The sequence below is a fragment of the Pectobacterium cacticida genome (assembly GCF_036885195.1).
In the GTDB taxonomy this organism is placed as follows: Bacteria; Pseudomonadota; Gammaproteobacteria; order Enterobacterales; family Enterobacteriaceae; genus Pectobacterium; species Pectobacterium cacticida.
In genome coordinates this window covers 1279977-1303031 of the sequence record NZ_CP133656.1, presented here as the reverse complement: position 1 = coordinate 1303031, position 23055 = coordinate 1279977, and the positions used below count along the sequence as shown (strand labels likewise).

The window sequence follows — 23055 nt, the reverse complement described above, 5'->3', positions numbered from 1 at the left end:
AGTTCCCCGCTGCACCGTTCCTAATCTTAACTGCGATTGTGCATAGCACTGATAAAAGGCGTCAGCATACGGTTGAATTCCGAGCATTGTCGCTCTTTTGGCGTGCTATCTTTTAATAGCCCCTGATACAGGCTATCGCTACGCTGAGATAAAGCCTGATGGTTTGCGATATTCCAATCTCTTTGTTTCGCCACCGTCAGTGCGGTATTCACTATCGTCTCATCATCGGGAAGATCGCTTCGGTTACACGCCAATTTTAGGTAACGCGTAGCCGCTATCAGTGACGACAATTGATTGAGTTGATCATTAGGAGAAACCGTTACCGCAGAAGACTGCCCCGCCACCGTTCCTTTATGCGCTGGCGTTCCCGTTTGTTGACACCCTGCCAGCGTGACGCAAAGCAGCGCTAACGTGGAAAATTTAGACAAAGATAATGACATGACACACTCATCCTGATTGAGATTAACGGTAGGCATTCTAGCAAATGATAAGCCGCTGTCACGGCATGTTTATGAGGCGCCCCGACAGACGACAGGGCGCCAAAGACATCAGGCAGAAGTTCCCTTGCCGGATACAGACTTCGCTGCGGGTAGGATACCGTCAGCGCGGAACATCGTCTTAATACCTCGCACCGCCTGCCGAATACGATCCTGATTTTCAATTAAGGCAAACCTAACGTGCGTATCGCCATAATCACCAAAACCGATACCGGGAGAAACACAAACCTTTGCTTCCGACAGCAGGCGTTTGGCAAACTCTAACGATCCCAGATGCGCGTAAGCCTCAGGGATTTTTGCCCACACATACATCGAGGCCTTCGGTTCATCAACCATCCAGCCGGCCTCATGCAAACCACGCACCAACACGTTACGTCGCTGACGATACTGTTCGGCAATATCCCGCACACATTGCTGGTCGCCTTCCAACGCCGCGATCGCGGCTACTTGCAACGGCGTAAACGTACCGTAATCGTGGTAGCTCTTAATTCGCGCTAATGCATTGACCAATTCAGAGTTTCCGACCATAAAGCCAATACGCCAGCCTGCCATGTTGTAGCTCTTTGACAGCGTAAAGAATTCCACCGCGATATCCTTCGCGCCAGGAACCTGCATGATCGATGGTGCCTTCCAACCGTCGTAAACGATGTCGGCATAGGCCAAATCATGGATGACCAATACGTTATATTGTTTCGCCAGCTTAACCACGCGTTCAAAAAAGTCCAGCTCGACACACTGTGCCGTCGGGTTCGACGGAAAGCCGAGGATCATCATCTTCGGTTTCGGGATACTCTCGCGAATAGCGCGTTCTAATTCATTGAAAAAATCGACGCCGTCCACCAACGGCACGGAACGTACCTGTGCCCCGGCAATTACCGCGCCATAGATATGAATCGGGTAGCTGGGGTTGGGCACCAACACGGTATCACCATGATCCAGCGTCGCGAGCATCAGGTGCGCCAGCCCTTCTTTGGATCCTATTGTGACGATAGCCTCGCTTTCTGGATCGATATCAACATCATAACGATCGGCATACCAGCGAGCTATCGCCCGGCGTAAACGCGGTATCCCACGGGATGTAGAATAACCATGGGTATCTTCGCGCTGTGCAACGGTACACAATTTTTCCACAATATGAGGAGGTGTCGGGCCATCGGGATTGCCCATACTGAAGTCAATAATATCTTCGCCACGACGACGCGCAGCCATTTTTAATTCAGCGGTGATGTTAAAAACATACGGGGGGAGACGATCGATACGCGTAAAATGACGCGGGGCAGTAGAATCAGCCATAAATCCTCAAATGAACGTGAGCGCCCGGACCGTCCGAGCGACGTAGTGCCAGTATAAGGGCACGCTGTTCGCCTCATTCAAATCGGAGAATACCGTTTTTAAAACCGCAGTCATAGCGCTACGGCTTAAACGACCTGAAGCAAGGTGAACGCCCCCACGCTAGCGTAGTTCATTGTCGCTGTCGATACCCCGGCAGAATAAATATTTATCTGAGAATAAGAGCCTATCCCAGTAGGCGTCATTGTCGCCGTCAGTTTGGTCACGGACAGCGCGCAGAAACCGTAGCGTACACGGAGTACGTGAGGATTTCGAGCACTGCCCTAGGCAAAAATGGCAAGTAAAATAGCCCTAATGGGATAGGATCTAAGTCTATTAATTTCTTACCACATTAATTTCTTATTAAAGGTACGAAAAATGAAGATTAGGGGCCGAAAGAAGCATTACACTTCGTTGCTCGCCCGGACTGCGATATATGATGGGCAATCGAACCGTGAGTACCATTTTTGATGGCATGCACGTTTATCGTGGTACCAGGTGCGAGCGGTTGAGAGGATCGAGTGCCTTACAAACAGGCTGCGCCATAGTAATAGCAAAATCCCCTCAGCGCACATTTGGGGGAGAACCCGTATTAACCTGCATTAAGCAACTATTAAGGAGTGTTGTAATGCAACGTATTGTGTATGTCGATGGACAATTTCTGGAAGAAAATGATGCAAAGATCTCTATATTTGACCGCGGGTTCCTGTTTGCCGATGCGGTTTATGAAGTAACAGCGGTCATTGATGGAAAACTAGTGGATTTCCCCGATCATCTTGCTCGCCTGCAACGCTCCTGTCGTGAGCTATCGCTCACTTTACCCGTCACGCTAGAAGCACTTAAAAATATTCACGCTGAACTCATCAGCAAAAACCAGCTGAAAGAAGGCGCGATCTATTTACAACTCAGCCGGGGCAATGCGGGCGATCGTGATTTTCACTTCCCTTCTCCAGATGTCAAATCAACGCTGGTTTTATTTACTCAGGCGCGTTCGCTGATCGATAACCCCAAAGCCACGACGGGTTTACATATTCTCACCACCGAGGACATTCGCTGGCATCGTCGGGATATCAAGACCGTTAGCCTGCTTGCCGCTAGCCTGGCAAAAGAGTATGCCCACGCGAATCAAGCCGACGATGCCTTCTTTGTCGAAAATGGTTTCATTACTGAGGGAAGTTCCTGCAATTGTTACCTCGTTTTGCATGACAACACGGTGGTTACCCGTCCACTCAGCAACGATATTCTGCACGGTGTTACACGCCAGTCACTACTCAAACTGGTGAAAAAAGAAGGTATTGCACTAGAAGAACGGAATTTTACGCCGCAAGAAGCCTACCATGCCAAAGAGATTTTTGTGACTTCAGCCACAATGCTCGTCCTCCCTGTTGTGATGCTGGACGGGAAAACGATCGGCGACGGCAAGCCAGGAAAAATAACTCAGCGACTCCGTGAAATCTATCTGGATATCATTACTCAGTTGCCATAGCCGCGTTCACATCTTGCCGCTGTAGTTCACTTCCACGTCTGTCCGTGTCCGTTACCCGTTAAATGTCGGATAACGGATGACGGCGCGAGTTACTTATCTTCGCCTGAGGTATCAGCTAACGCCTCCCCCAAATTCTCCAGCACCATCTTTTGTGGTACAGCCAGTGGGATATTTGATGCCCGTAACCGTTTGATGATTTCAAACAACAGATCGCTCTTCGCTTCCGCGACCATTCTCGGGCTACTGACATAACCAGTGACACTCAGCACCATGCCCGTTGGGGTTAACTGACTGAACTTGACGGATGGCGCAGGCAATTCCAGAATCGCATCATGGTTAGTATAAGCATCCAGTAACAGAGCACGGATTGCTTCCGGGTCACTATCCAGTGGAAACGTCAATGCCAGCGTCGCGACGCCCAACGGATTCCCCATGGTAATATTGCGCACATTCTGGGAAATAAACTGCGAGTTCGGCACGATCACCGTCGACCGATCACCCAGTTGGATTTCCGTTGCGCGCACATTAATCCGACGGATATCGCCTTCAACGCCGCTAATACTAACGGAATCCCCTACTTTTACCGGACGCTCCGTCAACAAAATCAGGCCAGAGATAAAGTTTTTCACTATCTCCTGTAAGCCAAAACCAATCCCCACAGACAGCGCACTGACAATCCATGCCAGCTTGTTCCATTGAATCCCCAATGTCGCCAATGTCAGTAAGATAATCAGGATATAGCCGATGTTACTGAACAAGGTGACCAGCGATGCCCGGATCCCTCGCTCTAATGTCGTTTTAGGAAGAAACTCTTCCTCCAACCAGCGTCTTGATGAGCGTAAAACATACACCCCCACAACCAGAAAAATGGCAGCATTGACCAAATGGGCAGGCACAATGCTTAAGGTTTCCAGCCCCTTTCCTCCCCAAATTTCAATGGCTTTTTGCACCAGTTCCAGAGGCGTAGTCGTGCCAAGCGTACCATTCAGTAAGGCAACCGCCGCCATTAAAATTAAAAGCACTTTGCAGCTAGCCGACAATATCAGGGAGGCCTGCGCCAGGTGCCGATCGTCTAAATTGAGCGAATGCTTAACTCGCTTACCGCAAGCATTGTTGGGAGAGAAGAGGCTTTCACAAATATCGGTAGTAAATGTCGAGAGCAAATACAGGCAGGAGAACACCATGCCAACCCACACCAGCTCGAACGCCAGGAAACGGGCCAAAGAAATATAGCCAATGATAAGCGACATCAGTATCGAAAACGCCGTCGCCAAGACAGCAAGGTGAATCACACCAGATAACGTCGAACGCGCTTCCGGCTGGGCGCCCGAATGCACGAGTTGCCGACGCACCTGGTCACTTTTCAGCGCAATTGCCCCCGCAGTAAGCGCTAAGAACAGGGCAGATAATCCGTTTACCATGATAGTGGCTGCGACCGATGTCCCCGCAGTCACCGTAATTTGCTCGATAAAACCGAAAATCAAAATAATGCCCGCGGCAATTACCGGAAACGGCTTCATGGCTTTCGCTACCGGGTTGGCTATCACGGGTAAACGCCACGATGGACGCTGATTTGAAAGAAAGGATCGTCCTAACCCGGCGATCATCGAACAAAAGATGGCCTGTTTTACCAATTCCCCTAGAAATGACGCGACACGTTCCGTCGACTCACCATGGCGCGTGAACGTAAAATCGATCAAATTCGCCACAATACCAATAGTAAGCACGGTAGAGATAACTGATGTCGTGGCCAGGAAACTACGTCGTAATCGCCCTTCCGGTAACCAGTTAATCCCGGCCCAGGTCAGATATTTTTCCAGATAATGACGCCCCATCCCCCCCACAATCGTGGCGATCAGAATCAGGAATACGGAACCATAACGCCAGTCTGGTGCCCATGCAGCCGCAAAAGCAGCGCTGAGCTGATCTTGAAAAACGCTTAAACGATGTATATCTCCAGTTTGCGGCGTCACCATCGGCGCCCAGAAACGCCCCCCCAGAATACTGCCAGAATTCAACGCCAACTGCGTTTTCAACGCATTACGACGCAGCGTCACAATCTGTGCCGACAGATTAGTCGCACTGAGTCTAAAAGACTGAATCTGCTCAATTTGCGCATCTATTTTTGTTTTCTGCGCATTCAAACTATTACGCTTACGCGTTACTTCACTGGTTTCATTAATACTGGAGTCAGATTCAGGCGCTGGCCCTAACACATCCAACTGCGCCTGAATTTGCGCGCGCTGCGGCGTCACTGCATTAGAAAGCGCATCGGCGCTATTAACCAATTCCAGTGTAGCGTCATTCAGTGCGCCAAATTTACTATCATTATTTGCGCCAGAAACCTGCTGCTTAATGCTATCTAACTGTTTTTGTAGCTTGACTAGCTCAGCATCAACATTAATTTTTACGGGAGCACCGGACTGCACAGACTGAGAATCAGAATCCTGACTAACCGCCGATACATGTCCAACAGGGCATAGCATCGCCAGTAAGCAAACTCGCAAGAGCAAAGATGAAAAAATTTTCATAAATCACTCGGTCCAACGTTCGATAAAATAACGGATTCACAGACGACCGGGCAATGACCCCAACGTGTGAAACAACCTACACTCATCCAAACCCCAATGAATGCATCATAGTGTATCAACAGCGTCTGGCGGAAAATACGCGCGTTCATAATCTGAAAAGAATTACTGAACGCATCCCGCAGCTACAATGAAAACTTGCATTGCTATGTCTAGTTCATATGAACGGCAATCACAATTGTGCAAAAAATCCACGCACAAAAATGACTTGCACGAAAGTTGTACAGGCATTCACCGTATAGCGTAAATCCAATGTCAATCCGTTGACTCAAAGGGGCGAGTGGGTATAATCCAGCCCACTGTTGCAACCTGCAACGGCCATTTCTTGTATAACGCGCCCTTAGCTCAGTTGGATAGAGCAACGGCCTTCTAAGCCGTAGGTCACAGGTTCGAATCCTGTAGGGCGTACCATAATTTGGTCTTTTGACGTCGCTTAAAGTCTATAATCCCCTTTAAAATCAGCATTATCCTCTACAGCATGGGCTATCAAGGTCTAGTGTGGTCTCTTGAGTTCTTGCATCACTTGAGGGCATGATAGGGGGCATTCGCAGGTTCAATAAAGGTGATGCCCCCAAATGAAGCTAACCGCTCGACAAGCAGGTTGAGAAAAAAGCAAAAATCGCGGCGGTCAACAACAGCTTTAAGCTTATCGCATTAGAGTGGCACGAACATAAGCGCCCTAACTGGTCGAAGGGTTATGCAGAAGATATTCTTGAATATCTGAAAAAAGACATCTTCCCTTACCTTGGTAAGCGACCAATCACTGACATCAAGCCAAAAGATATGCTGGATGTGCTGAGAAAAATGGAACAACGGGGCGTGCTGGACAAACTGAAAAAGACACGGCAGGCATGCCGACAAATTTTCACCTATGCCATCGTATCCGGTCGGGCAGAATATAATCCGGTAACGGACTTGGCTGGGGTATTGAAAGCACCGAAGCAAAAACACTTCCCTCATCTGCTAGGCTGTGTTCCTTAACTTAACAACCGTTTCAAAAACAACCGTTTCAAAAATAACCTGATCGCCTCCAGCTTTAGCATGCTCAGGTAGTTTCTGGCTGTTTTTTCCGAGCGAGTCGCAATACGACGATTTTCTTTCAATATCGCAAAGCAACGCTCCACGACATTGCGTTTTTTATACAAGCCCGTATTAAGGCACCGACGTCTGTCACGACTGGCTTTCTCATTCGATTTAAACGGAATTACCACTTTTATTCCTTTTTTTCAAACGAATACGGAGGCTGTTACTTGAGTAACCCTTATCCGCCAGTACCGCTTTCGGGCGCGATTTCAAGTACCCACTTTGTCGGATGACCCCGACCCGGTTAAGCAACGTTTCCGCATACTGGCTTTCGTGAGCTTGTCCGCCGCTCAGACAAAAACTTAGTGGTAATCCTGTGCCATCTGTCGCCAAATGGATTTTGGTGCCAAAGCCGCCGCGAGAGCGACCCAGCCCATGGTCCTCGAGTTCATCGGGATGTTTTTTTTGCACCGACTGCTGCTTTCAGGGCGCGAACGTTACTGCCATCCAGCGCGATAACATCCCAGTCAATCAGCGCTTTTTCGTCCAAAATCTGAAGTAATTTATTGAAAATACTGTTCATTACTCCAGTTTTGGACCACCGGTTAAAGCGGTTGTAAATGGTTTTCCAATGACCATAACGCTCAGGTAAATCCCGCCACGGCGCACCGGAGCAAAGCACCCAGAATATACCATTCATGACACGCCTATGCGCAAAGTAAGGACGCCCGCCTCGGGAAGAACCCCTTTCAGATGGCAGCATAGGAGAAATCAGTGCCCATGCTTCATCGGGGAAATCGTAACGCTGCAACTGGCGCGCAGCGTGGGGGATGGGTTTCGCTATCTGTTGTTAGAGTCTGGCTATTCACTGTGTCCCTCAACGTCATCCACGTTTTCTGAACTGCTTAGCCGGCCCCTCCCCTGTGTCCAGCGCAATACCGGTCCGGTTCGTCTCAGCGAGGCGCTACAAATCGTTGCCGATCCTGCATGGCGACTGCGTGTGGATGATGTGAATCGGGAGGTTTGTTTTGTGCTGCGTGATGAATACCGTTCCTTTGCGTCGGCAGCGCCTGTTGCATTGTCTGGCGTCCCCGTAAAACCGGTTATTTCAACGTCGCCGAAGCTCTCCGGAAATCCCTTTACCGGAAAGCATGGGCGCAATAGCGGGCATTAAAAATGGCGAAAAACGGCCAATAATCTTGGCGTTGACATACTAGGTACGGATGGGCGAGGAAGCGGAGCGATCCACCCGTTGAAAGCGGCTGCTGGTTATCGCTCGCGCGGTTCGTTGTTGTCGACAACGTCCTGATAGGCGACGAGATCAAGGAAGGCTTCTGCCTCGACAACCAAATCGTCCTTCATCCGGAATATCCAGATAAACTGGTTGTTATAGGGCGACCTGGAGGTTGTGATGGCCGAAGCATCGAAACGGATGATAACGCTGTCGCCTGAGGCCCAGATGTGGTGTACGTCTGGCGTCAGCGGCGTAGCCAGGCGGCTGACGAGGGGAACCGATGCGCGCTGCACAAAATCCGCCAGGCCGTTGTAAGTACCCGCGACCGGACCGGAACCATGGATCGTCCAGCGGATATCGGGAGCAAGGAGATCGAAAATATTGCCGCGGCCGGACGTCCATTCTTCGAATGCTTTCCGCACGATAGCTTCGTTACGCCCGGTCAGATCAGTGTCAGCTTGCGCGGGTGAAACAGCCGCGACGATGGCCAGAGCAAGCAGTAGATTACGGATGACGATCGCGATGTTTTTGGCTGATGAGAAAAAGGTCATAGAATCACTCCTTTTTTGAAGGGGCTTGGTTGAGGCCCCAACGTGGCGGCATTTATCGGTCTGCGGTATTAATTGACTGATGCGGTCGGCCGAATAGTAATCTCCGTAGTGTCCACGCTCGCGGGCGCCTCGATCACCTGCCGGACCGCGCGAGCGATGTCGGCAGGCTGGAGCGCGACAGCGCGATAGGCACCCATCGCCGCCATGGTTTCCTCATGGGTAATGGTCGAGGCGAGTTCACTTTCAACCACACCGGGGTTGACGCAGGTCACGCGAATATTTGTGCTCTCCTGACGTAACCCATCTGAGATCGCCCGGACTGCAAATTTGGTGGCACAGTAAACCGCTGCAGTAGGCACGACCGATAATGCGCCGATGGAGCCGATATTAATGATCTGGCCGCTACCCTGTGCCTCCATGGTTGGTAGTACTGCGCCGATCCCCCAGAGCACTCCCTTAATGTTGACGTCGACCATATGCTCCCATTCATCCTGCTTACCTGCAGAAAGGGGCGACAGCGGCATCACGCCGGCATTATTGATCAGGACGTCAATTCTCCCCCAGATATCCAACGCAGCCTTGGCGAAGGCCGCCATGGAGAGACGATCGGTCACGTCGAGCGCTCGCGCCTCGGCAATGCCGCCTGCATTGCGGATTTCGGCGATGATGGATTCAAGGCGTTCCAGTCGGCGAGCGCCAAGCAACACGTTGGCGCCAGCCGCGGCCAGTTCTTTAGCAATGCCTTCCCCGATACCGCTGGAGGCTCCAGTAATAAGGACAATCTTGTTCATGTTGTACTCCCCTGAATGATGACAGGAAAAATATGGACCTTATCGATTGATTATGCTATCCCTCAAATACTGAACTTAATGGTTAGCATGGCTGGACAATGAAGTTAGATCTTAACCTTTTGCCGCTTTTCCTCGCCGTTGCGGAAGAGCACAATTTTCGGGCGGCCGCCGATCGTCTGGGCGTAACCCGCTCGGCCATCAGCCAGGGCATGCGACGACTTGAGGATGCCTTTGGAACAGCACTGGTGTTGCGTACGACGCGCTCTGTGCGCCTGACGGAAACCGGAGAGCGTCTGGTTGAAGCGCTGTCGCGGCCGCTCTCCGATATCGGCGCAGCACTTGAAGAGGTGGCTACGGCGAACAACGTGCCACGTGGCCTTCTCAAGATCGCTGTAACCTCAATTGCGGAGAAATTCCTGTCAGGTCCTCTCATCGCTTCGTTCGCAGCGGCATATCCCGATGTGACGCTCGATGTTATGGTCACGGACGAAGATTTCGATATCGTCGCCGCTGGTTACGATGCCGGAGTCAGGTTGGGAGAAGTCATCGAGCAGGACATGATCGCCATTCCCCTGACCGGCGATCAACGAGAAATGGTAGTGGCTGCTCCCGCTTATCTCGCCACCTACGGCACACCGACTCATCCCCATGAGCTTATCAACCATCGTTGCATCGGGTGGCGTCTGAGGCCTAACGTCGCGCCATATCGCTGGGAGTTTGAAGAGAACGGCATCGCCTTCGATGTCGCGGTCGAGCCCCAGATCGCCACCAACGATCTCCGTCTGATGCTAAGCACTGCGCTCGCTGGAGGTGGTATTACTTTTGCCCTGGAGGAGACCTTTCAGCCTTTTGTCGAAACGGGCCAGCTTGTCTCACTGTTGAGTGATTTCCTGCCACCATTCCCCGGCTTCTTCCTGTACTTTCCCCAGCGCCGTAACATGGCGCCCAAAATGCGTGCCCTGATTGAGCATGTCAGGTTATCAAGATAATGAACTGGCCCACCGGCGGGTGGGCACTCGTTATGAAAAAATAGCCATAAACTATTTTTCGATGGCTAAACTAGGTTGTATCAGTCTTTTTCTAAGAAGATTATGTAATTGATGGGCATCGCCTAAAATGGACGTTGGCAGTATAGATGATGTCTGTAAAGAGTTAAGGGATACGAAATATGAGTGTGAAATTCAATCTTAATCAGTTGCATACGATTTATTCAGCGGTATAGATGAGGCACGAACCCACCATTCAATCGCGAGGAAAACGTAGCGTTTCAGGCAGGTGAGAATTTTATCGACGTGCGCCTCTGACCAGAGCCTGAGGCTGTTGGTAGATACCGTGAGGTACAGGCCTTGCGAATCGGTGAGCTTGTAAGATTTTGCGAGAGGTTTCGCGGATCGGACTTTGCTGTCAGTTAACCTATGAGGGTCACTCCCGTTCATCGAACTGAATGACCCGCAATCTGACCCACAAATTCCCCGATACGAAGGGATAAATCAAAACGCATCGGAAAAGATTTTCACGCCAACTTATTGAATTAAAACAATATGGTAATTTATAGGGAGGCATAAAAAAGGAAAGGTGGTGCCCGGACTCGGGATCATTCAGCTTTCTATTAAGTTGAAATGTAGCATAAATTTTAATCGCTCTAGTTGTCAAGACCCGTGGGTTGACCCATTTTTTCATAGATAGATCAGAATGATGGGATACATGGGATAAAGAAATGTCCGGTTCGTTCCTTGGGTTCGATTCCCCATTGATACCGATAAATCGTAATGACATTACCCGGATTCGCCTGATTTCAGAATAATAATGAACAGATGTTCGGTTAGTCGGGCTTTGCGCATGGAGGATCTATCACAGGTAAATAATTGATATTTCGGAATACCTCTAAAAATTAATTATTTAGTTTAATTTTTCACATCTATATGAATGCATTCAGGAAAACCTATTTGACTGTAACTCATCGTTTCGGTAAAGTAACATTTTTGATCAATGAAATCTCTTATAAATTCGTTTCCATAACCAGATTTTATGATTATTTCATCTATTAGTACTTCATTCCAATTATTACTAAGTTCATTGATTTCATTACACACCTTTCTATTTATATCTTCAAAGTCAACTTCATCTATCATTCCCGCTATTTGAAACGCCCTAAGTACATCGCTTGTGTATGACATTCTGAAAAATAGAGAAATTAGCAATCTTAGTGTTATATGCGTGTAATCTAGACTCAATACTCTTGGGAATTCTGCGATGCGATGTAATAGCATTGCAACAAAAAAAGCTGAATGAATGGCGTTTACAGGCAGTAAGGTCCCTAATACACTAATTGCACCGCATGTTAAAAAACCATTGGCGACTGAAGCGTGAGAACCACTTATGGCTGATGTTAGACAAGCGCTCAAAATAACAATAGGTGGCATTTTTATTTTTTTAGACAAATGCCAAACATCAACTTTATCATCACCTATTTCTAGCCAGCCATTCTGTTTTACTCCCCCATGATGGCCATGGCAATCCATAACAAGGATTTTTCCAGAAAAGTCATTAATTGCGTCAATTAGCTCGTGTTTATTGTTAATATCAATAATTTTGACATCAATGCATGCAGATAATTTCTCAATTTTATCTATTGATAGCTCAAGGCAATATTTTATTTCATCATCAGGGCGGAATGAGCGTAAGACTAATATTTTACTCAACTGTGAGGCTTTGATTTCCACCTTTGGATATAAAGATGAGTCTTTTAGGAGAACATTTCCCGGAGTGGAATTTATACGTGAAATTTCATGCGTAAGCATTAATGGTAGATTACCAAATCGGACCCAGTCTAAAGGAGTATCACAGACTAAACTTACTGAGTTAAAATTATCGCAAATGTAATCTATGATTTTTTTTCCTATTCTTCTTTTCATTAGTGTATTAATTGCTTTAATCTTTACCTGAAATTCATTTGAATATATTCCTTGTTTTATAGATTCATATTCGATGGACTTAAATTTATTCAAAAAATGATTAACACCATTTGGCAATCTCAATGCGGGTGAGTTTTTGTGTTTCGCCAAAAATGATATTGCTACTGTGGTTAATTGTAACTCACGGCGTCTTATGTTTACAATACTTTTAAATGATTTATTGTTTAAAAATTCATAATATTCTTCGCCCTTTTTACTTACGATTTGCGTGCTAGAGTAATTTGGGGTTTTTATTACTCCATCGATGAGAAAATGGTATTTTTCATCATCGACCATATTTTTCACTTTCTGAATTGATTCATCTCCTCTTTCATAATAATGAGTGTATAGTCCTGGTGTGTACATAATTACTTCATTAGGAATTGATGATGAATTTAATTTTAAAGAGTAACTATATGAGTCAATACTGTCAATTATGCTTGATATAAATATTCGCTTACTCCCTAAAGCTTTTTTAGACAATATTTCGTAATGAGAAAAACAAAATCCGAGATTGTTAACAAGGAATTCGTTTGGTTTTGTTGCATAGTTTGAGTAGGTGGGTTTATTAATTGTCAATAATGTTTTTTTTCTTTTTGTTAATTTTGATAATTTTAGTTTTATAGATTCCTCTGGGATGGTTTTCTCAAGTTCAATAACCTTTTTATAAAGCATGTTATCAAATGAATATTTGTTTTTTACATCTTTTAATTTTATATGATCTTTAGGCGAATCACCGCAGAGTATAGGTTTGTACCTGAAGCGTTTAGATATTTCTCTGGAGAATTTATAATCTTTTTCCTCATATAGTATGATGATAAATGGAGAATTGAATATATTTATATTTTCTCTGAGGGTTTTTTTATTAAGGAGATATATAGCATCTCTGCTTAGATTCATATCAAACGCATCAGAGTGGAGTTCTTCGAATATTTCATAAATACTTGTTGGTATAAAATTAACAGCATTTAAAATTCTGTAAAAATCAGACTCGATCAATCCCGCACTAAATCCTTGAAATGGGGAGGTTAATTCATCATCTGGCATAATTACTATTTTGAGAATTGACCCAACGTGTTGCATTAATTCCATAATTGATGACTATCCTTTTTATAATAAAAAATTTCACGAGCCTGAAAAAAGAAGCACCGCTGACACTCTCAATAGTAGCACATTTTTGGAGCGGGCGACTCCACAATAGTAAGGTTCTCTCATCACATCGCCGTAAGTATAGCATGAAGCACTCTTACAGGGAATTTACTCCGGCTGTGGGATACTTACAGTCTTACTTCCCCCCGATCAGGGGGGAGGTAAGAGAAGTTTATGGTCTGATAGGAATAGAGGTTTGTGGTTGAATTGGAACTAGTATTTGATTGTATGCGCGCAGAATTTCGTTATAGAGATCCTGATGTTTTGCAGCCCTTACGGTGATGATTAGAGCATATTTGATTTTATCAGCCTTATGGCTAACGATGCTGGCTCCAGCCTCACGAGCATTATAATGAATATCGAATACTGGATTCTTTAATGAAGAACCACGCATATTTTTTGTGCTATGTAAAACTGTTTCCCATTTTCCCATATCAGAGCGACGTTCACTTTCTGTTGAGAACTTTTTCAGCTCAAAGAAACCGCTAGTATCTGCATTTTTACTGCCTTCTTTCACTTTTGAATCGTTAGGCCTAAAGGAAATTTCTAAACCTGCTTTTGTATAAGAGGCTGAATCTTGTGGATCTGTTGCAGTTGCGTAACAGAATGTGGCTGTCAAGTTTACTGTACCCTTTAATCCTCCATCAGGAATAGGTACAGGGGCTCGTAGATATTTTCCTGGCTTTAACTCACCTTGGTAGACTATACGAGCAACTCCATCTGGGCTAATAATAACATCACTCAGATCTTCAGGTAATTTTCCCCAACCAACTTCAGAGCAATGATGTTCAAGCGGTTTGGATGCATGAATAAGTAATGCTTTAATAGCCAATTGACTTAGCTCGTTTCCTAATATGGAACGTATTCCAACAGCAGAGCGTAAAGCGTAAGGGGCTGCAAAACTTGTTCCTCTTTCAGGAGAGACTACAGGTTTTGTACCTTTACTAAGTACATGAAAATATTCTGTCGTTTCACCACCAAAGGCCACTAGATCTGGTTTCATTACACCGGGACTTCTTCCTGGACCCATGGCGCTATAAGAAGCTCTTTTCCATTGAGAGTCATTAGTTGAATCACTAGCTCCAACGGCAAGCGCGTTGACGCAGTCAGAAGGAACTTGAATTCGAGCGTTGCCCGATTGACGATCCATTTCTCCATTATTTCCAACAGCGACAGTCATCAGTGTTTCACCATCGCTCAATAAATCATCCATCACCGAAGTCCATGCATGAACTTCAGTGTCTTCAATAGGAAGGTCTGGTCCCAGACTAAGATTCAAAAACTGGTATTGTCTAGAAAGCAATACTTCCTCTATAAATCCTAGTGTCCTGTATAATTCTAAAGGATCTTCTTCACATGTTTTATTGTCCAGAACCCTTAAATTATCAATAGAGGCATATGGGCGTGGTAATTCTTCTTGGGTATTTATTGGTCCAAATAAAAATGCAGAAGATACAGCTAATCCATGATCAAGTGCATCAGGATCATCTTCTGCATGGTCATCCAGTACTCTGTATGATCTCAGCCAAGGGGTAATAGGATGTTTTTCTGGTAAGCCACCGTCAAGAATTGCAACCCGTATTTCCGGTGAAAGTGGCCCCTCTGATGGAAGGGTGCATTGCGCTTCAGCTCCCTTTGCTCTGCGAATTGGCCGAATACCACGAAGTTTGGGCACAGGTCGAATTACACGCACAAAAGTGAATTTAGCTAGTTTATTAATTTTTATTCTATCCCCTTTAACTGGTAGGAACCAAAGTGTCCCTGCAGTAAAGGCTAGCTCGTTATGGACTATAATATCTAAGGAGTTAGCATATTTTATGAACTGCTGCTGAATAAAGTCGCGACCATCATCAGCTAACAAATGTATCCCGACTTCAAAGTAAGAATTATTATCAATCGCTTTACTTACAATGCGTTCATCTGGTAAGTAAGGCTGAAGTTGTTCTACTCTTGCAAAGTCAATCGCTTCGTCAGAATTAACCTCTAAATCATCTATCCATTTTGTTAAGTTGGAGAATGATGTTCTCTTACCCGCAACAAATATTTGCGTTGTCGGATACTCGGTAACTTCAATCTTTCTTTTCCAACTTTCTGGCGTAATTTTGACTGTCCTACTACCAACAGATTCTAAACCGGTATCCTTTAAGAGCGCTGATGGGAAAAATGACCGCGCAATATAGCTGGGATTCAGGGTGAGTTTAGCAACAGCATAATCATTCGGACATGCAGATGAAGGTAAGGTATTAAAAGCCTCAATTGTGGATTTCACTTGCGGTAGAAGTCTTTGTCTCGCTTCAGACAAAGTGTATACCTCAGATTTATCCATTCTTCTTCTTGGTCCAGGAATGTCATGTGTTAACAGTTCACCTCTACCAATTAAAAAATTCGTTTTTGGCATAATAATTCCTTACTGTGTCTAGTCAACGTTAGCTGAACGATATTTCCTAATAGTATCCCTACTGACGCTGGTCAAATCTGATATAGCGCGCTGAGGTAACTTAGAATTTTTAGTAAGACTAACTGCAATTTCTATCCTTTCGTTTCTATCAAGCTCTGACAACCTCCCTTTTATGAACTCTTCAATTAACTCTTCATCGGACGCGATACCCAGAGCTACAGAACGTCTAAATCTATTTATGGAACGTTCTATGTTACTAAATGACTCGTCTTTAAATGCCAATGCTAAAACATCCATCCATCTCCCAAAAAGAGCATAATCAGGGCCCAAAAATCTTGTTACTGCATCGCGAATAGTAGCTTGGTCTGGTTTATCAAAATTTAATACAAGATCAAACCGACGCCAGAGTGCTGGATCTATCAATTCTGCATAGTTGGTGGCAGCAAGTAATAAGCTTGAGGAAGGCCATTCATCAACTTCTTGTAATATAACCGTTACTAAACGCTTAAGTTCCCCGACATCTGAGTCATCGCTTCTTTTCTTCGCAATTGCGTCAATTTCATCTAAAAGTAATACACATGGACCTTTTTTAGCAAAATCTAGAGCAGCTCTTAAATTGTTGCCACTTTTACCTAAATAGCTGCTCATTACTGCCGTTAGGTCGAGTACATAGAAAGGGACACCCAATTTTTGTGCAAGCCAGCTAGCAGTTAATGTTTTACCAACACCAGGAGGACCCACAAAGATTGCTGATCGAGTTGGCATTAAGCCTAGTTCTTCGAGGCGTTTAATACTTTTACGCTCAAGGATAAGCTGATCCAGGGCATCTTCAATTCCACTTGTTAACATCGGTTTAGATATTTGTGTTTTATCCGATGGTGCTTTTAACAAGGTAAGCCTGGAGTCTTCGTCAACAGGCATCGCCTGCGGAGCTAACTCTGGGGCATTGGCTTTTCTTAACCCTTGAGTGGATTTCTGTGGTTTGCTACGTAAGTATAAATCCAATTGCTCGGACAGTGCTGGCATTGATTCCCGATACTTACGAACTAAACGTGCAACATACAGCCGCACATCATCATATTGTTCAGCGATCACCAGTCGGACCAACTGGGCTAAATCTGATTGAATTCCTCTTAACTCGCCCACTTTATTTTCAACCTCTTGATTTCATCGGATAAATAATATTTTTAATTTGGACTATTTATAGTATTGCATTTTTTAATCTGACGGGGAAGTAAAATACTATATGTAATTACAGTGTTAGGCTCTTGGTCTTAACTAAGTGGGGTTCGATATCTACGCCAGAGTTGCTACTATTTTTCGCCAATGCTTTCCAGTGCGATAGTTGCCATAGAAGAACTACGTATAGTGTTCTAAATTGAGCAATTGCAGTTCAACGAGAGTGTAGATACGAAAAACGTCACGATGCCGTGCTTCCAGCGGGATACGCTGATGGCTGACGATGGCGTATTTCACGCTATTGAACATCCGCTCAATAGCTCGCTTTATCTGCGGATCGGGCACGATATAGAAGACGTACATCCAAAGTTTTTGAGTACGAGTTATCAAATGCTGGGTGATAATTGTCTGATAACGGGCCTTGGTTTTCAGATGCCGCTCAGTCTCAACGGCGATGACGGTTCCGTCTGGTAACGTTATCACCCCGGCCGGGCGATGATATACCTCATAGCGTCTGCGGAATGTTGAATCAGCGCCGCTGATCCACCCATATGCGCCTTTCTTCTCAAGAAGGAGCCGCGATAGCTGACGATCAAGGCGCTGTATCAGTGTCCTGCCAGTGACTTTCGAGGGCTCAAACCGTGCAGGAAAACCATCCTCATGGGATGTGGCAACAACGGATAATCCGTCGTTGGTGATCCCCCATAGTGAGATTTTTTCCATTCTTGTGCAAAACGTCTGTTTTTGAATGAATCCCATGTCGATGGCTTTTGCCAGCAACAGATACAGCGGCTTGTGATTTTTATAATCAAAAAGCAGCATCAGGGTTTTAAAATCGCTGTAGGTTTCTTCTTTCAGAAAGGTGAGCAGAAGTCGCATTTTTTCGTGACTACGCGCCCGGCGTTCACGGTAATCAGAAATCAACATGGTTCCTCCTTCGCATTTTACTGGGGTGTTCGCTCTTTCGGTTTTATCGCCTCATCGCATGGGGGAATACCTTCGCCCACTGGCATGAGTCGACGTCATGAGGCGATCTTGTGGGGATAAAGAGGTGACCGCGATGCGGTCATGCGCCGGAAAATACATTTCCCGGCACAAAACGGCGTGCGCCAGTTCATGCGGGCTGGATGCCCTTATTGCCTGTCGCATGGGGGTAATGTCGCGGCTGAACGCCACGCCAAAACCCCCAACGTCAACGGCAGCACACCGTCGCGCGCTACGCGCGACGGTGTGCTGGGCTGAAGCCCCCCAAATAAACCGACGCGTGGGCGCGTCTTTTTGCTCGCTGGGGCGGCAAAATTTATTCGGCTCCCCCCGGCCAGCTCGGTTTCCCGTGGGGGGAACGCTCGCCGGTGGGTTCGTGCGACGCAAATGAGCCCTTTCTGCGAAAGGGCATTTACTCGCCTCACACCACGGATGAATGCCCGCGAGGCGCAGGCATTCACCCGCTTAAACCCGTCGCGTCCTGCGTCGTGGCTAAATGGTCTGTTGAGCGCTGTCAGCATTGCGAAAATAAAACGTGCTGGCATATCTCTCCCCACTGGAATCAGCCAGTAGGGAAGGCTATCGGGAAAGGACGGTGTTGCTTGCAAACAACTCCGGATCATTTTAGAAGATGCAGTTAGGCTAAATCCTTTGTTCAATAATGAGCACTAAAATCAACCGCTAGTGTAGTTATTATCAATAAGCTTAATATAATTCTTGCAAGATAGCGTCATGAAAATTTAAATACCTGAGGCTATCTTGTACATGCTAATATTTAATAACCTACGAATCGCATTAAAATCACATACTGCTACTGCCATCCGTTTTATGTTTTTCGATTATCTCATCTTGCTCATCACGCAGGTCTACAGGTTTACCATATCGGTTACTTACATATGAGGAAACCTTATCTATTTCTGGATAGATAGAAGCTTCATTAATACCAATTTTCTCAAGCTGAGCGAGAATGGATTCCTTCGAGTTTTTATCAACGAGAAATCTAGCGCCATTTTCAAGTTGATATTTTGATGGTATTGACGCAGGTTGCGACTTGTTTGATTTCATTCCAAAAATCAGAAAAGCCCCATCCTGTCTTATAATTCTAGCGTTATTCAATTTAGGCTTTACACATACAACCGAAGTCAGAGTCGATTTCTTAATTCTATTTATGAAATACGATTTTTCGCGTTTAATATCATCAAGGAAATGGATTAATTTTTCATTATTATCATCATCCAAGCACGCAGTACTGAAGGCCCTTTTCTGCTTTGCTATATTTGAAATGACGGTAACAGCATCACTATCAAAATATTTCACTTCATCAGTGGGAATGCTTAGGACCTTCACCTCTCCATCATAAGAATCAGTTTTATAGGAGGAGCAAGAAAAGAACAATGCAATTAGTGGATTAGTAGTGATATCCAATAGCCTTGTGGGCAAGGAATAATGTTGCATTTTTACTAACGTTTCAAAGGTTGATGCTGTATGTGTAAAGTCATCAGGACATCTTACTAACAGTTCATTATAAATAACATTCTCATTATTTATTAAATCCGACTTTCTGTATATCCCCGGTTCCATTTTATACAAATAACTCGAGTGCCCTCTAAAATAAAATACAAATGAAGATGGCAAAGGTATTTTTTCTAATTCATCTAAAAATTGAGAGACCTTTTTTATTCTAATAACATTTTCGCTCTGGTCTAAAAGACAAGTGCTAAAAAAACCAGTGACGCTATTTTCATTAGAAATAAAGGCCCTAACTTCTTTAACGAAATTAATTGCAGATTGTAAGTTTTTGAATGTTGAACTATATGCAACAAGTTTAGGATTAAAACAACCTAAAAAAGCGGTGTCATTTTCATAGACTTTCTTTTTATAATTTTTAGTTTCTAATAGTGCCTCAATTATTTTAGACGATGCTTTTTTCAACGATTGCAGGGAGCTATATTTTTTACTAATTAGTCGCCCCCCACTCTTATTGTGAAACTCTAAACGATAAGATCCGTCGATTGTTTTTACGTAGCCGCCTGTTATCATTTTATCAAGTCCGCAATTAGAAAATAACAATAAGCATATCCTTTCATTAAAGTCAGTTTCAATCCTTAATTTTAATAGAATGTCTTCTTTTGGCTTGTTTTCTCCTGTCAGCCATCCTCGTAGCAACTACATCTTAGCCATGAGTCAAAGCCACTTAAGGAACTCTGAGTTAGCTTAGCTTTAAGAGCGTAAATCATCACTCAAAGGAGATGGAAGGTCTCAATAGTGGCGATGTAACTGAGCAATTGTGATAATCAATGATCTCAATTGATAACACAATCATATGATTTTTATTGCAAATGATTGATATATAAATACTAGGACAGGAACTCAATATTGAATAGGAAGAATTATGGTTATTCAGCCACGAAAGCAAAAAAGCCCTGACCGTGAGTCACCCACGGCAGAGCTTTAATCAGGCAGAACATATTCAGATGGTTATCTGGCGGTGAGTGAGTGTGCGCGTTTTTGCATCGTGGTAAGGGCAGGGATGAGTAAACTGATTGCGGTTAACCCATGTCCCAACTGGCACAAGCTTTCTGGTGTCGATTCGCACACGTCATTATCGGCAAAGGTAATCAGCGCATCGCCAATGAAATTCAGGCAATGACGTAGCCCGGCGCTGGTTTCGGCGCAATACTCTGTCACCTGCGAGAGTTCGTCATTGTTCATGTGTGAAAAGTCCAGACGAGCCAGCGCGGCACTCATGGCGGAGTAACGGTTCTCATAATCCGGCAGTGATTGATAAGACGCGCCCGTGTTACTATCGGTGTCAGCCATAGCATTAGTCCTCATAATGTTGTGGTCAGAAGCCCGGTTAGTGTTCCTAGCACTGCCGGGCTTCGCTCTTTACTGTTGCAAAACACCATGTAATTGCGGTGTAATTACAACTATGCCATGCTATGGAATTTGTAATTACAATGTCAAGTGAAAAAACAAAAACAGACCAGTATCAAATTCGACTGTCCCACGAGTTTCGTGCGCAATTAGAAGAACAAGCCCATAAGGATGGCGACAAGACATTGGCTACGTGGATAAAGCGTGTTCTGCGTAAGGAACTCCAGACTCGCGGTATTGAACCAAAAGGCTGAGCGGTGGTTAAAGTAGTCAGTCGATATAGAAAATCCTAGCGTAGCAAAAGACGGTTGGCAGAATGCTCGAATGGTTTTAAGACAACGCTCCTGACGGGTTTTCTATCACATAGAAAGCCCGTCAGGAGCCAACAAGCGCAGCGCGTTAGCCAGCCGTATAACTTCGCGCATAAATATACGGTGCGACATATCCTTCGCGGTTGACGTCCAGATAGTCCGACCACCACTGCATCATTTCGATTCTGGCTTCCAGATGTTCCGCTTTATGCACATAGGCAGCCCGCACGCCGTTGCGCTCTTTGTGGCTCATCTGCCGCTCAATGGCATCCTTTGACCAGCGTCCGGACTCGTTCAGGGCGCTACAGGCCATGGTTCTGAAACCGTGACCGCAGATTTCGGTTTGGGTGTCGTAGCCAATCACGCGCAGCGCTTTGTTGATGGTGTTTTCACTCATCGGCTTGTTTAGGGTATGTGCGCCGGGAAAAACGAAGACCGATTCGCCGGAAAGCGCCTGAATCTGTTTCAGCAGGGCGACCGCCTGCCGTGACAGCGGCACCAGATGTTCATCCTTCATCTTGGCTCCGCGTTCTGAGAACCGCACGCCGTTTACTGCCTCGCGCTGGGCGGGCACGTTCCAGATATGCGCTTTCAGATTGAATTCATCCCAGCGGGCAAAACGGAGTTCGCTGGAGCGCAGGAAAACATGCAGATTCAGCTCCAGCGCCAGACGGGTCAGCATCCGGCCTTTGTAGTTCTCAATCTTCTCAAGCAGTTCAGGCAAGCGTTTCAGCGGCAGGGCGGGGTGATGTTGGGTCACGACCGGGGTCACGACGCCATCTAAATCGTAAGCCGGATTGTATTTGATGACGCCCGGCTGCACGGCGTGGCGCATGATTTTGGTCAGGTGCTGGCGTACCCGTCCGGCGACGTCATGCACGCCTTTGTCGTCAATCGCCTTAACCAACTGCGCCAGATGGCGGGTTTCAACCTGAGCGATATCCATCGCACCTATCGCAGGGAAAACGTAGCGTTTCAGGCAGGTGAGAATTTTATCTGCATGGGCGTCCGACCAGAGCTTAAGACTGCTGGTGTGCCATGTCATCGCGATATACTGAAAGGTGCGGGATTCATCAACGGCGGGATTGTTCGTTTTGCGAAGTTGGAAAGGGCTGATGCCGGATGCCAGTAGCTTACGTGCCGCATCGCGCTTTTCGCGGGCCTCTGCCAGCGTAGTCTGTGGATAGGGGCCAAAGGCCAGACGGTTCTCTTTACCGCCGAAGCGATAGCGGAAATACCATAGCTTAGCGCCGCTGGTGGATTCCGTGAGGTACAGGCCTTGCGAGTCAGTGAGCTTGTAAGATTTTGCGAGAGGTTTCGCGGATCGGAGTTTGCTGTCAGTTAACCTATGAGGGTCACTCCCGTTCATCGAACTGAATGACCCGCAATCTGGCCCACAAATTCCCGGATACGAAGGGATAAATCAAAACGCATCGGAAAAGATTTTCACGCCAACTTATTGAATCGCAAAAACATAGGGATTGATAAGGAGGCATAAAAAAGGAAAGGTGGTGCCCGGACTCGGACAAACGCCGAAGGCGTTGAACAGCGCGCTTGTCGCGCTGGCCCTGAAAGGGTGAGCCGCTTGTGGCGAATAATCGAACGTAGTTCGATGGAGAGTCCACACGCCGGAAACGAAAAACCCCCGCCAAAGGCGAGGGTTAAGAAGAAATGGTGCCCGGACTCGGACAAACGCCAAAGGCG

General features: G+C 46.0%; 16 protein-coding genes, 1 tRNA gene and 4 pseudogenes. 7 read left to right on the top strand and 14 right to left on the bottom strand.

Annotated features, from left to right (window positions below; genetic code table 11):
- Positions 1–26: 26 nt before the first annotated feature.
- Together gspS and alaC are read right to left on the bottom strand one after the other, a co-directional pair.
- Positions 27–440 carry a type II secretion system pilot lipoprotein GspS gene (gene gspS, locus RFN81_RS06240; RefSeq protein WP_264498261.1) on the bottom strand — a complete coding sequence of 138 codons (414 nt, stop codon included), beginning with the start codon at positions 438–440 and terminating at the stop codon, positions 27–29.
- 108 nt (positions 441–548) lie between these two features.
- Positions 549–1790 (bottom strand): alanine transaminase, encoded by a 1242-nt coding sequence (gene alaC, locus RFN81_RS06235; RefSeq protein WP_264498260.1) that lies wholly within the window; start codon positions 1788–1790, stop codon positions 549–551.
- 664 nt (positions 1791–2454) lie between these two features.
- Between alaC and RFN81_RS06230 the strand changes: the two genes are divergently transcribed.
- Entirely contained in the window at positions 2455–3312 is an 858-nt protein-coding gene (locus RFN81_RS06230; RefSeq protein WP_264498259.1) for a D-amino-acid transaminase, read from the top strand.
- 89 nt (positions 3313–3401) lie between these two features.
- On the opposite strand, the gene RFN81_RS06225 is transcribed toward RFN81_RS06230, so the two are convergent.
- Positions 3402–5843 (bottom strand): DUF3772 domain-containing protein, encoded by a 2442-nt coding sequence (locus RFN81_RS06225; RefSeq protein WP_264498258.1) that lies wholly within the window; start codon positions 5841–5843, stop codon positions 3402–3404.
- Between the two features lie 391 nt (positions 5844–6234).
- Here RFN81_RS06225 and RFN81_RS06220 point away from each other — a divergent pair.
- Positions 6235–6311 (top strand) — tRNA-Arg (locus RFN81_RS06220).
- Between the two features lie 180 nt (positions 6312–6491).
- A pseudogene (locus RFN81_RS06215) lies at positions 6492–6866 on the top strand (tyrosine-type recombinase/integrase); the annotation flags it as partial.
- Positions 6867–6877: 11 nt separating this feature from the next.
- On the opposite strand, the pseudogene RFN81_RS06210 reads toward RFN81_RS06215, so the two are convergent.
- Positions 6878–7734 (bottom strand): annotated as a pseudogene (locus RFN81_RS06210) (IS5 family transposase).
- Here RFN81_RS06210 and RFN81_RS06205 point away from each other — a divergent pair.
- Positions 7732–8070 (top strand): annotated as a pseudogene (locus RFN81_RS06205) (pilus assembly protein); the annotation flags it as partial. The pseudogenes RFN81_RS06210 and RFN81_RS06205 sit on opposite strands and share 3 nt — an antisense overlap.
- A gap of 122 nt (positions 8071–8192) precedes the next feature.
- On the opposite strand, the gene RFN81_RS06200 reads toward RFN81_RS06205, so the two are convergent.
- Positions 8193–8708, bottom strand: coding sequence for a nuclear transport factor 2 family protein (locus tag RFN81_RS06200; RefSeq protein ID WP_264498257.1), 516 nt, complete (start codon positions 8706–8708; stop codon positions 8193–8195).
- Between the two features lie 68 nt (positions 8709–8776).
- Positions 8777–9499, bottom strand: coding sequence for an SDR family oxidoreductase (locus RFN81_RS06195; RefSeq protein WP_264498256.1), 723 nt, complete (start codon positions 9497–9499; stop codon positions 8777–8779).
- A 98-nt stretch (positions 9500–9597) separates the two neighbouring features.
- Here RFN81_RS06195 and RFN81_RS06190 point away from each other — a divergent pair, with 98 nt between their 5' ends.
- Positions 9598–10488 carry a LysR family transcriptional regulator gene (locus tag RFN81_RS06190; RefSeq protein ID WP_264498255.1) on the top strand — a complete coding sequence of 297 codons (891 nt, stop codon included), beginning with the start codon at positions 9598–9600 and terminating at the stop codon, positions 10486–10488.
- Positions 10489–10752: 264 nt separating this feature from the next.
- Here the strand turns inward: RFN81_RS06190 and RFN81_RS06180 are convergent.
- From RFN81_RS06180 to mobC, 5 genes and pseudogenes are all read right to left on the bottom strand, one after another.
- Positions 10753–10935: pseudogene (locus tag RFN81_RS06180) on the bottom strand (Arm DNA-binding domain-containing protein); the annotation flags it as partial.
- Between the two features lie 468 nt (positions 10936–11403).
- On the bottom strand, positions 11404–13545 hold the full coding sequence (locus tag RFN81_RS06175) for a CHAT domain protein (RefSeq protein ID WP_264498254.1): 2142 nt from the start codon (positions 13543–13545) through the stop codon (positions 11404–11406).
- Between the two features lie 229 nt (positions 13546–13774).
- Positions 13775–16000 carry a S8 family peptidase gene (locus tag RFN81_RS06170; RefSeq protein WP_264498253.1) on the bottom strand — a complete coding sequence of 742 codons (2226 nt, stop codon included), beginning with the start codon at positions 15998–16000 and terminating at the stop codon, positions 13775–13777.
- An 18-nt stretch (positions 16001–16018) separates the two neighbouring features.
- Positions 16019–17146 carry an AAA family ATPase gene (locus tag RFN81_RS06165; RefSeq protein ID WP_264498252.1) on the bottom strand — a complete coding sequence of 376 codons (1128 nt, stop codon included), beginning with the start codon at positions 17144–17146 and terminating at the stop codon, positions 16019–16021.
- Between the two features lie 213 nt (positions 17147–17359).
- Entirely contained in the window at positions 17360–18106 is a 747-nt protein-coding gene (mobC, locus tag RFN81_RS06160) for a MobC family replication-relaxation protein (RefSeq protein WP_264498251.1), read from the bottom strand.
- Positions 18107–18247: 141 nt separating this feature from the next.
- Between mobC and RFN81_RS06155 the strand changes: the two genes are divergently transcribed.
- Positions 18248–18421, top strand: coding sequence for a hypothetical protein (locus tag RFN81_RS06155; RefSeq protein WP_264498250.1), 174 nt, complete (start codon positions 18248–18250; stop codon positions 18419–18421).
- Positions 18422–18964: 543 nt separating this feature from the next.
- Here RFN81_RS06155 and RFN81_RS06150 read toward each other — a convergent pair.
- A complete protein-coding gene (locus RFN81_RS06150; protein ID WP_264498249.1) occupies positions 18965–20329 on the bottom strand; it encodes an FRG domain-containing protein in 1365 nt (454 codons plus the stop codon).
- Between the two features lie 312 nt (positions 20330–20641).
- Positions 20642–20983, bottom strand: coding sequence for a hypothetical protein (locus tag RFN81_RS06145; RefSeq protein WP_264498248.1), 342 nt, complete (start codon positions 20981–20983; stop codon positions 20642–20644).
- Positions 20984–21123: 140 nt separating this feature from the next.
- Between RFN81_RS06145 and RFN81_RS06140 the strand changes: the two genes are divergently transcribed.
- Complete coding sequence (locus tag RFN81_RS06140; protein WP_162847981.1) at positions 21124–21294, top strand: hypothetical protein; 171 nt, start codon at positions 21124–21126, stop codon at positions 21292–21294.
- A gap of 145 nt (positions 21295–21439) precedes the next feature.
- Here the strand turns inward: RFN81_RS06140 and RFN81_RS06135 are convergent, their stop codons facing one another.
- Entirely contained in the window at positions 21440–22720 is a 1281-nt protein-coding gene (locus RFN81_RS06135) for a tyrosine-type recombinase/integrase (protein ID WP_264498247.1), read from the bottom strand.
- Positions 22721–23055: the final 335 nt, after the last annotated feature.

What these genes read in the sequence shown, in the direction of transcription:
- alaC (WP_264498260.1), bottom strand. Translation starts at nt 1,790, where the DNA reads ATGGCTGATTCTACTGCCCCGCGTCATTTTACGCGTATCGATCGTCTC.
- mobC (WP_264498251.1), bottom strand. Translation starts at nt 18,106, where the DNA reads ATGTTGATTTCTGATTACCGTGAACGCCGGGCGCGTAGTCACGAAAAA.
- gspS (WP_264498261.1), bottom strand. Translation starts at nt 440, where the DNA reads ATGTCATTATCTTTGTCTAAATTTTCCACGTTAGCGCTGCTTTGCGTC.
- RFN81_RS06170 (WP_264498253.1), bottom strand. Translation starts at nt 16,000, where the DNA reads ATGCCAAAAACGAATTTTTTAATTGGTAGAGGTGAACTGTTAACACAT.
- RFN81_RS06200 (WP_264498257.1), bottom strand. Translation starts at nt 8,708, where the DNA reads ATGACCTTTTTCTCATCAGCCAAAAACATCGCGATCGTCATCCGTAAT.
- RFN81_RS06175 (WP_264498254.1), bottom strand. Translation starts at nt 13,545, where the DNA reads ATGGAATTAATGCAACACGTTGGGTCAATTCTCAAAATAGTAATTATG.
- RFN81_RS06140 (WP_162847981.1), top strand. Translation starts at nt 21,124, where the DNA reads ATGTCAAGTGAAAAAACAAAAACAGACCAGTATCAAATTCGACTGTCC.
- RFN81_RS06135 (WP_264498247.1), bottom strand. Translation starts at nt 22,720, where the DNA reads ATGAACGGGAGTGACCCTCATAGGTTAACTGACAGCAAACTCCGATCC.
- RFN81_RS06155 (WP_264498250.1), top strand. Translation starts at nt 18,248, where the DNA reads ATGCGCCGGAAAATACATTTCCCGGCACAAAACGGCGTGCGCCAGTTC.
- RFN81_RS06225 (WP_264498258.1), bottom strand. Translation starts at nt 5,843, where the DNA reads ATGAAAATTTTTTCATCTTTGCTCTTGCGAGTTTGCTTACTGGCGATG.
- RFN81_RS06190 (WP_264498255.1), top strand. Translation starts at nt 9,598, where the DNA reads ATGAAGTTAGATCTTAACCTTTTGCCGCTTTTCCTCGCCGTTGCGGAA.
- RFN81_RS06230 (WP_264498259.1), top strand. Translation starts at nt 2,455, where the DNA reads ATGCAACGTATTGTGTATGTCGATGGACAATTTCTGGAAGAAAATGAT.
- RFN81_RS06195 (WP_264498256.1), bottom strand. Translation starts at nt 9,499, where the DNA reads ATGAACAAGATTGTCCTTATTACTGGAGCCTCCAGCGGTATCGGGGAA.
- RFN81_RS06145 (WP_264498248.1), bottom strand. Translation starts at nt 20,983, where the DNA reads ATGGCTGACACCGATAGTAACACGGGCGCGTCTTATCAATCACTGCCG.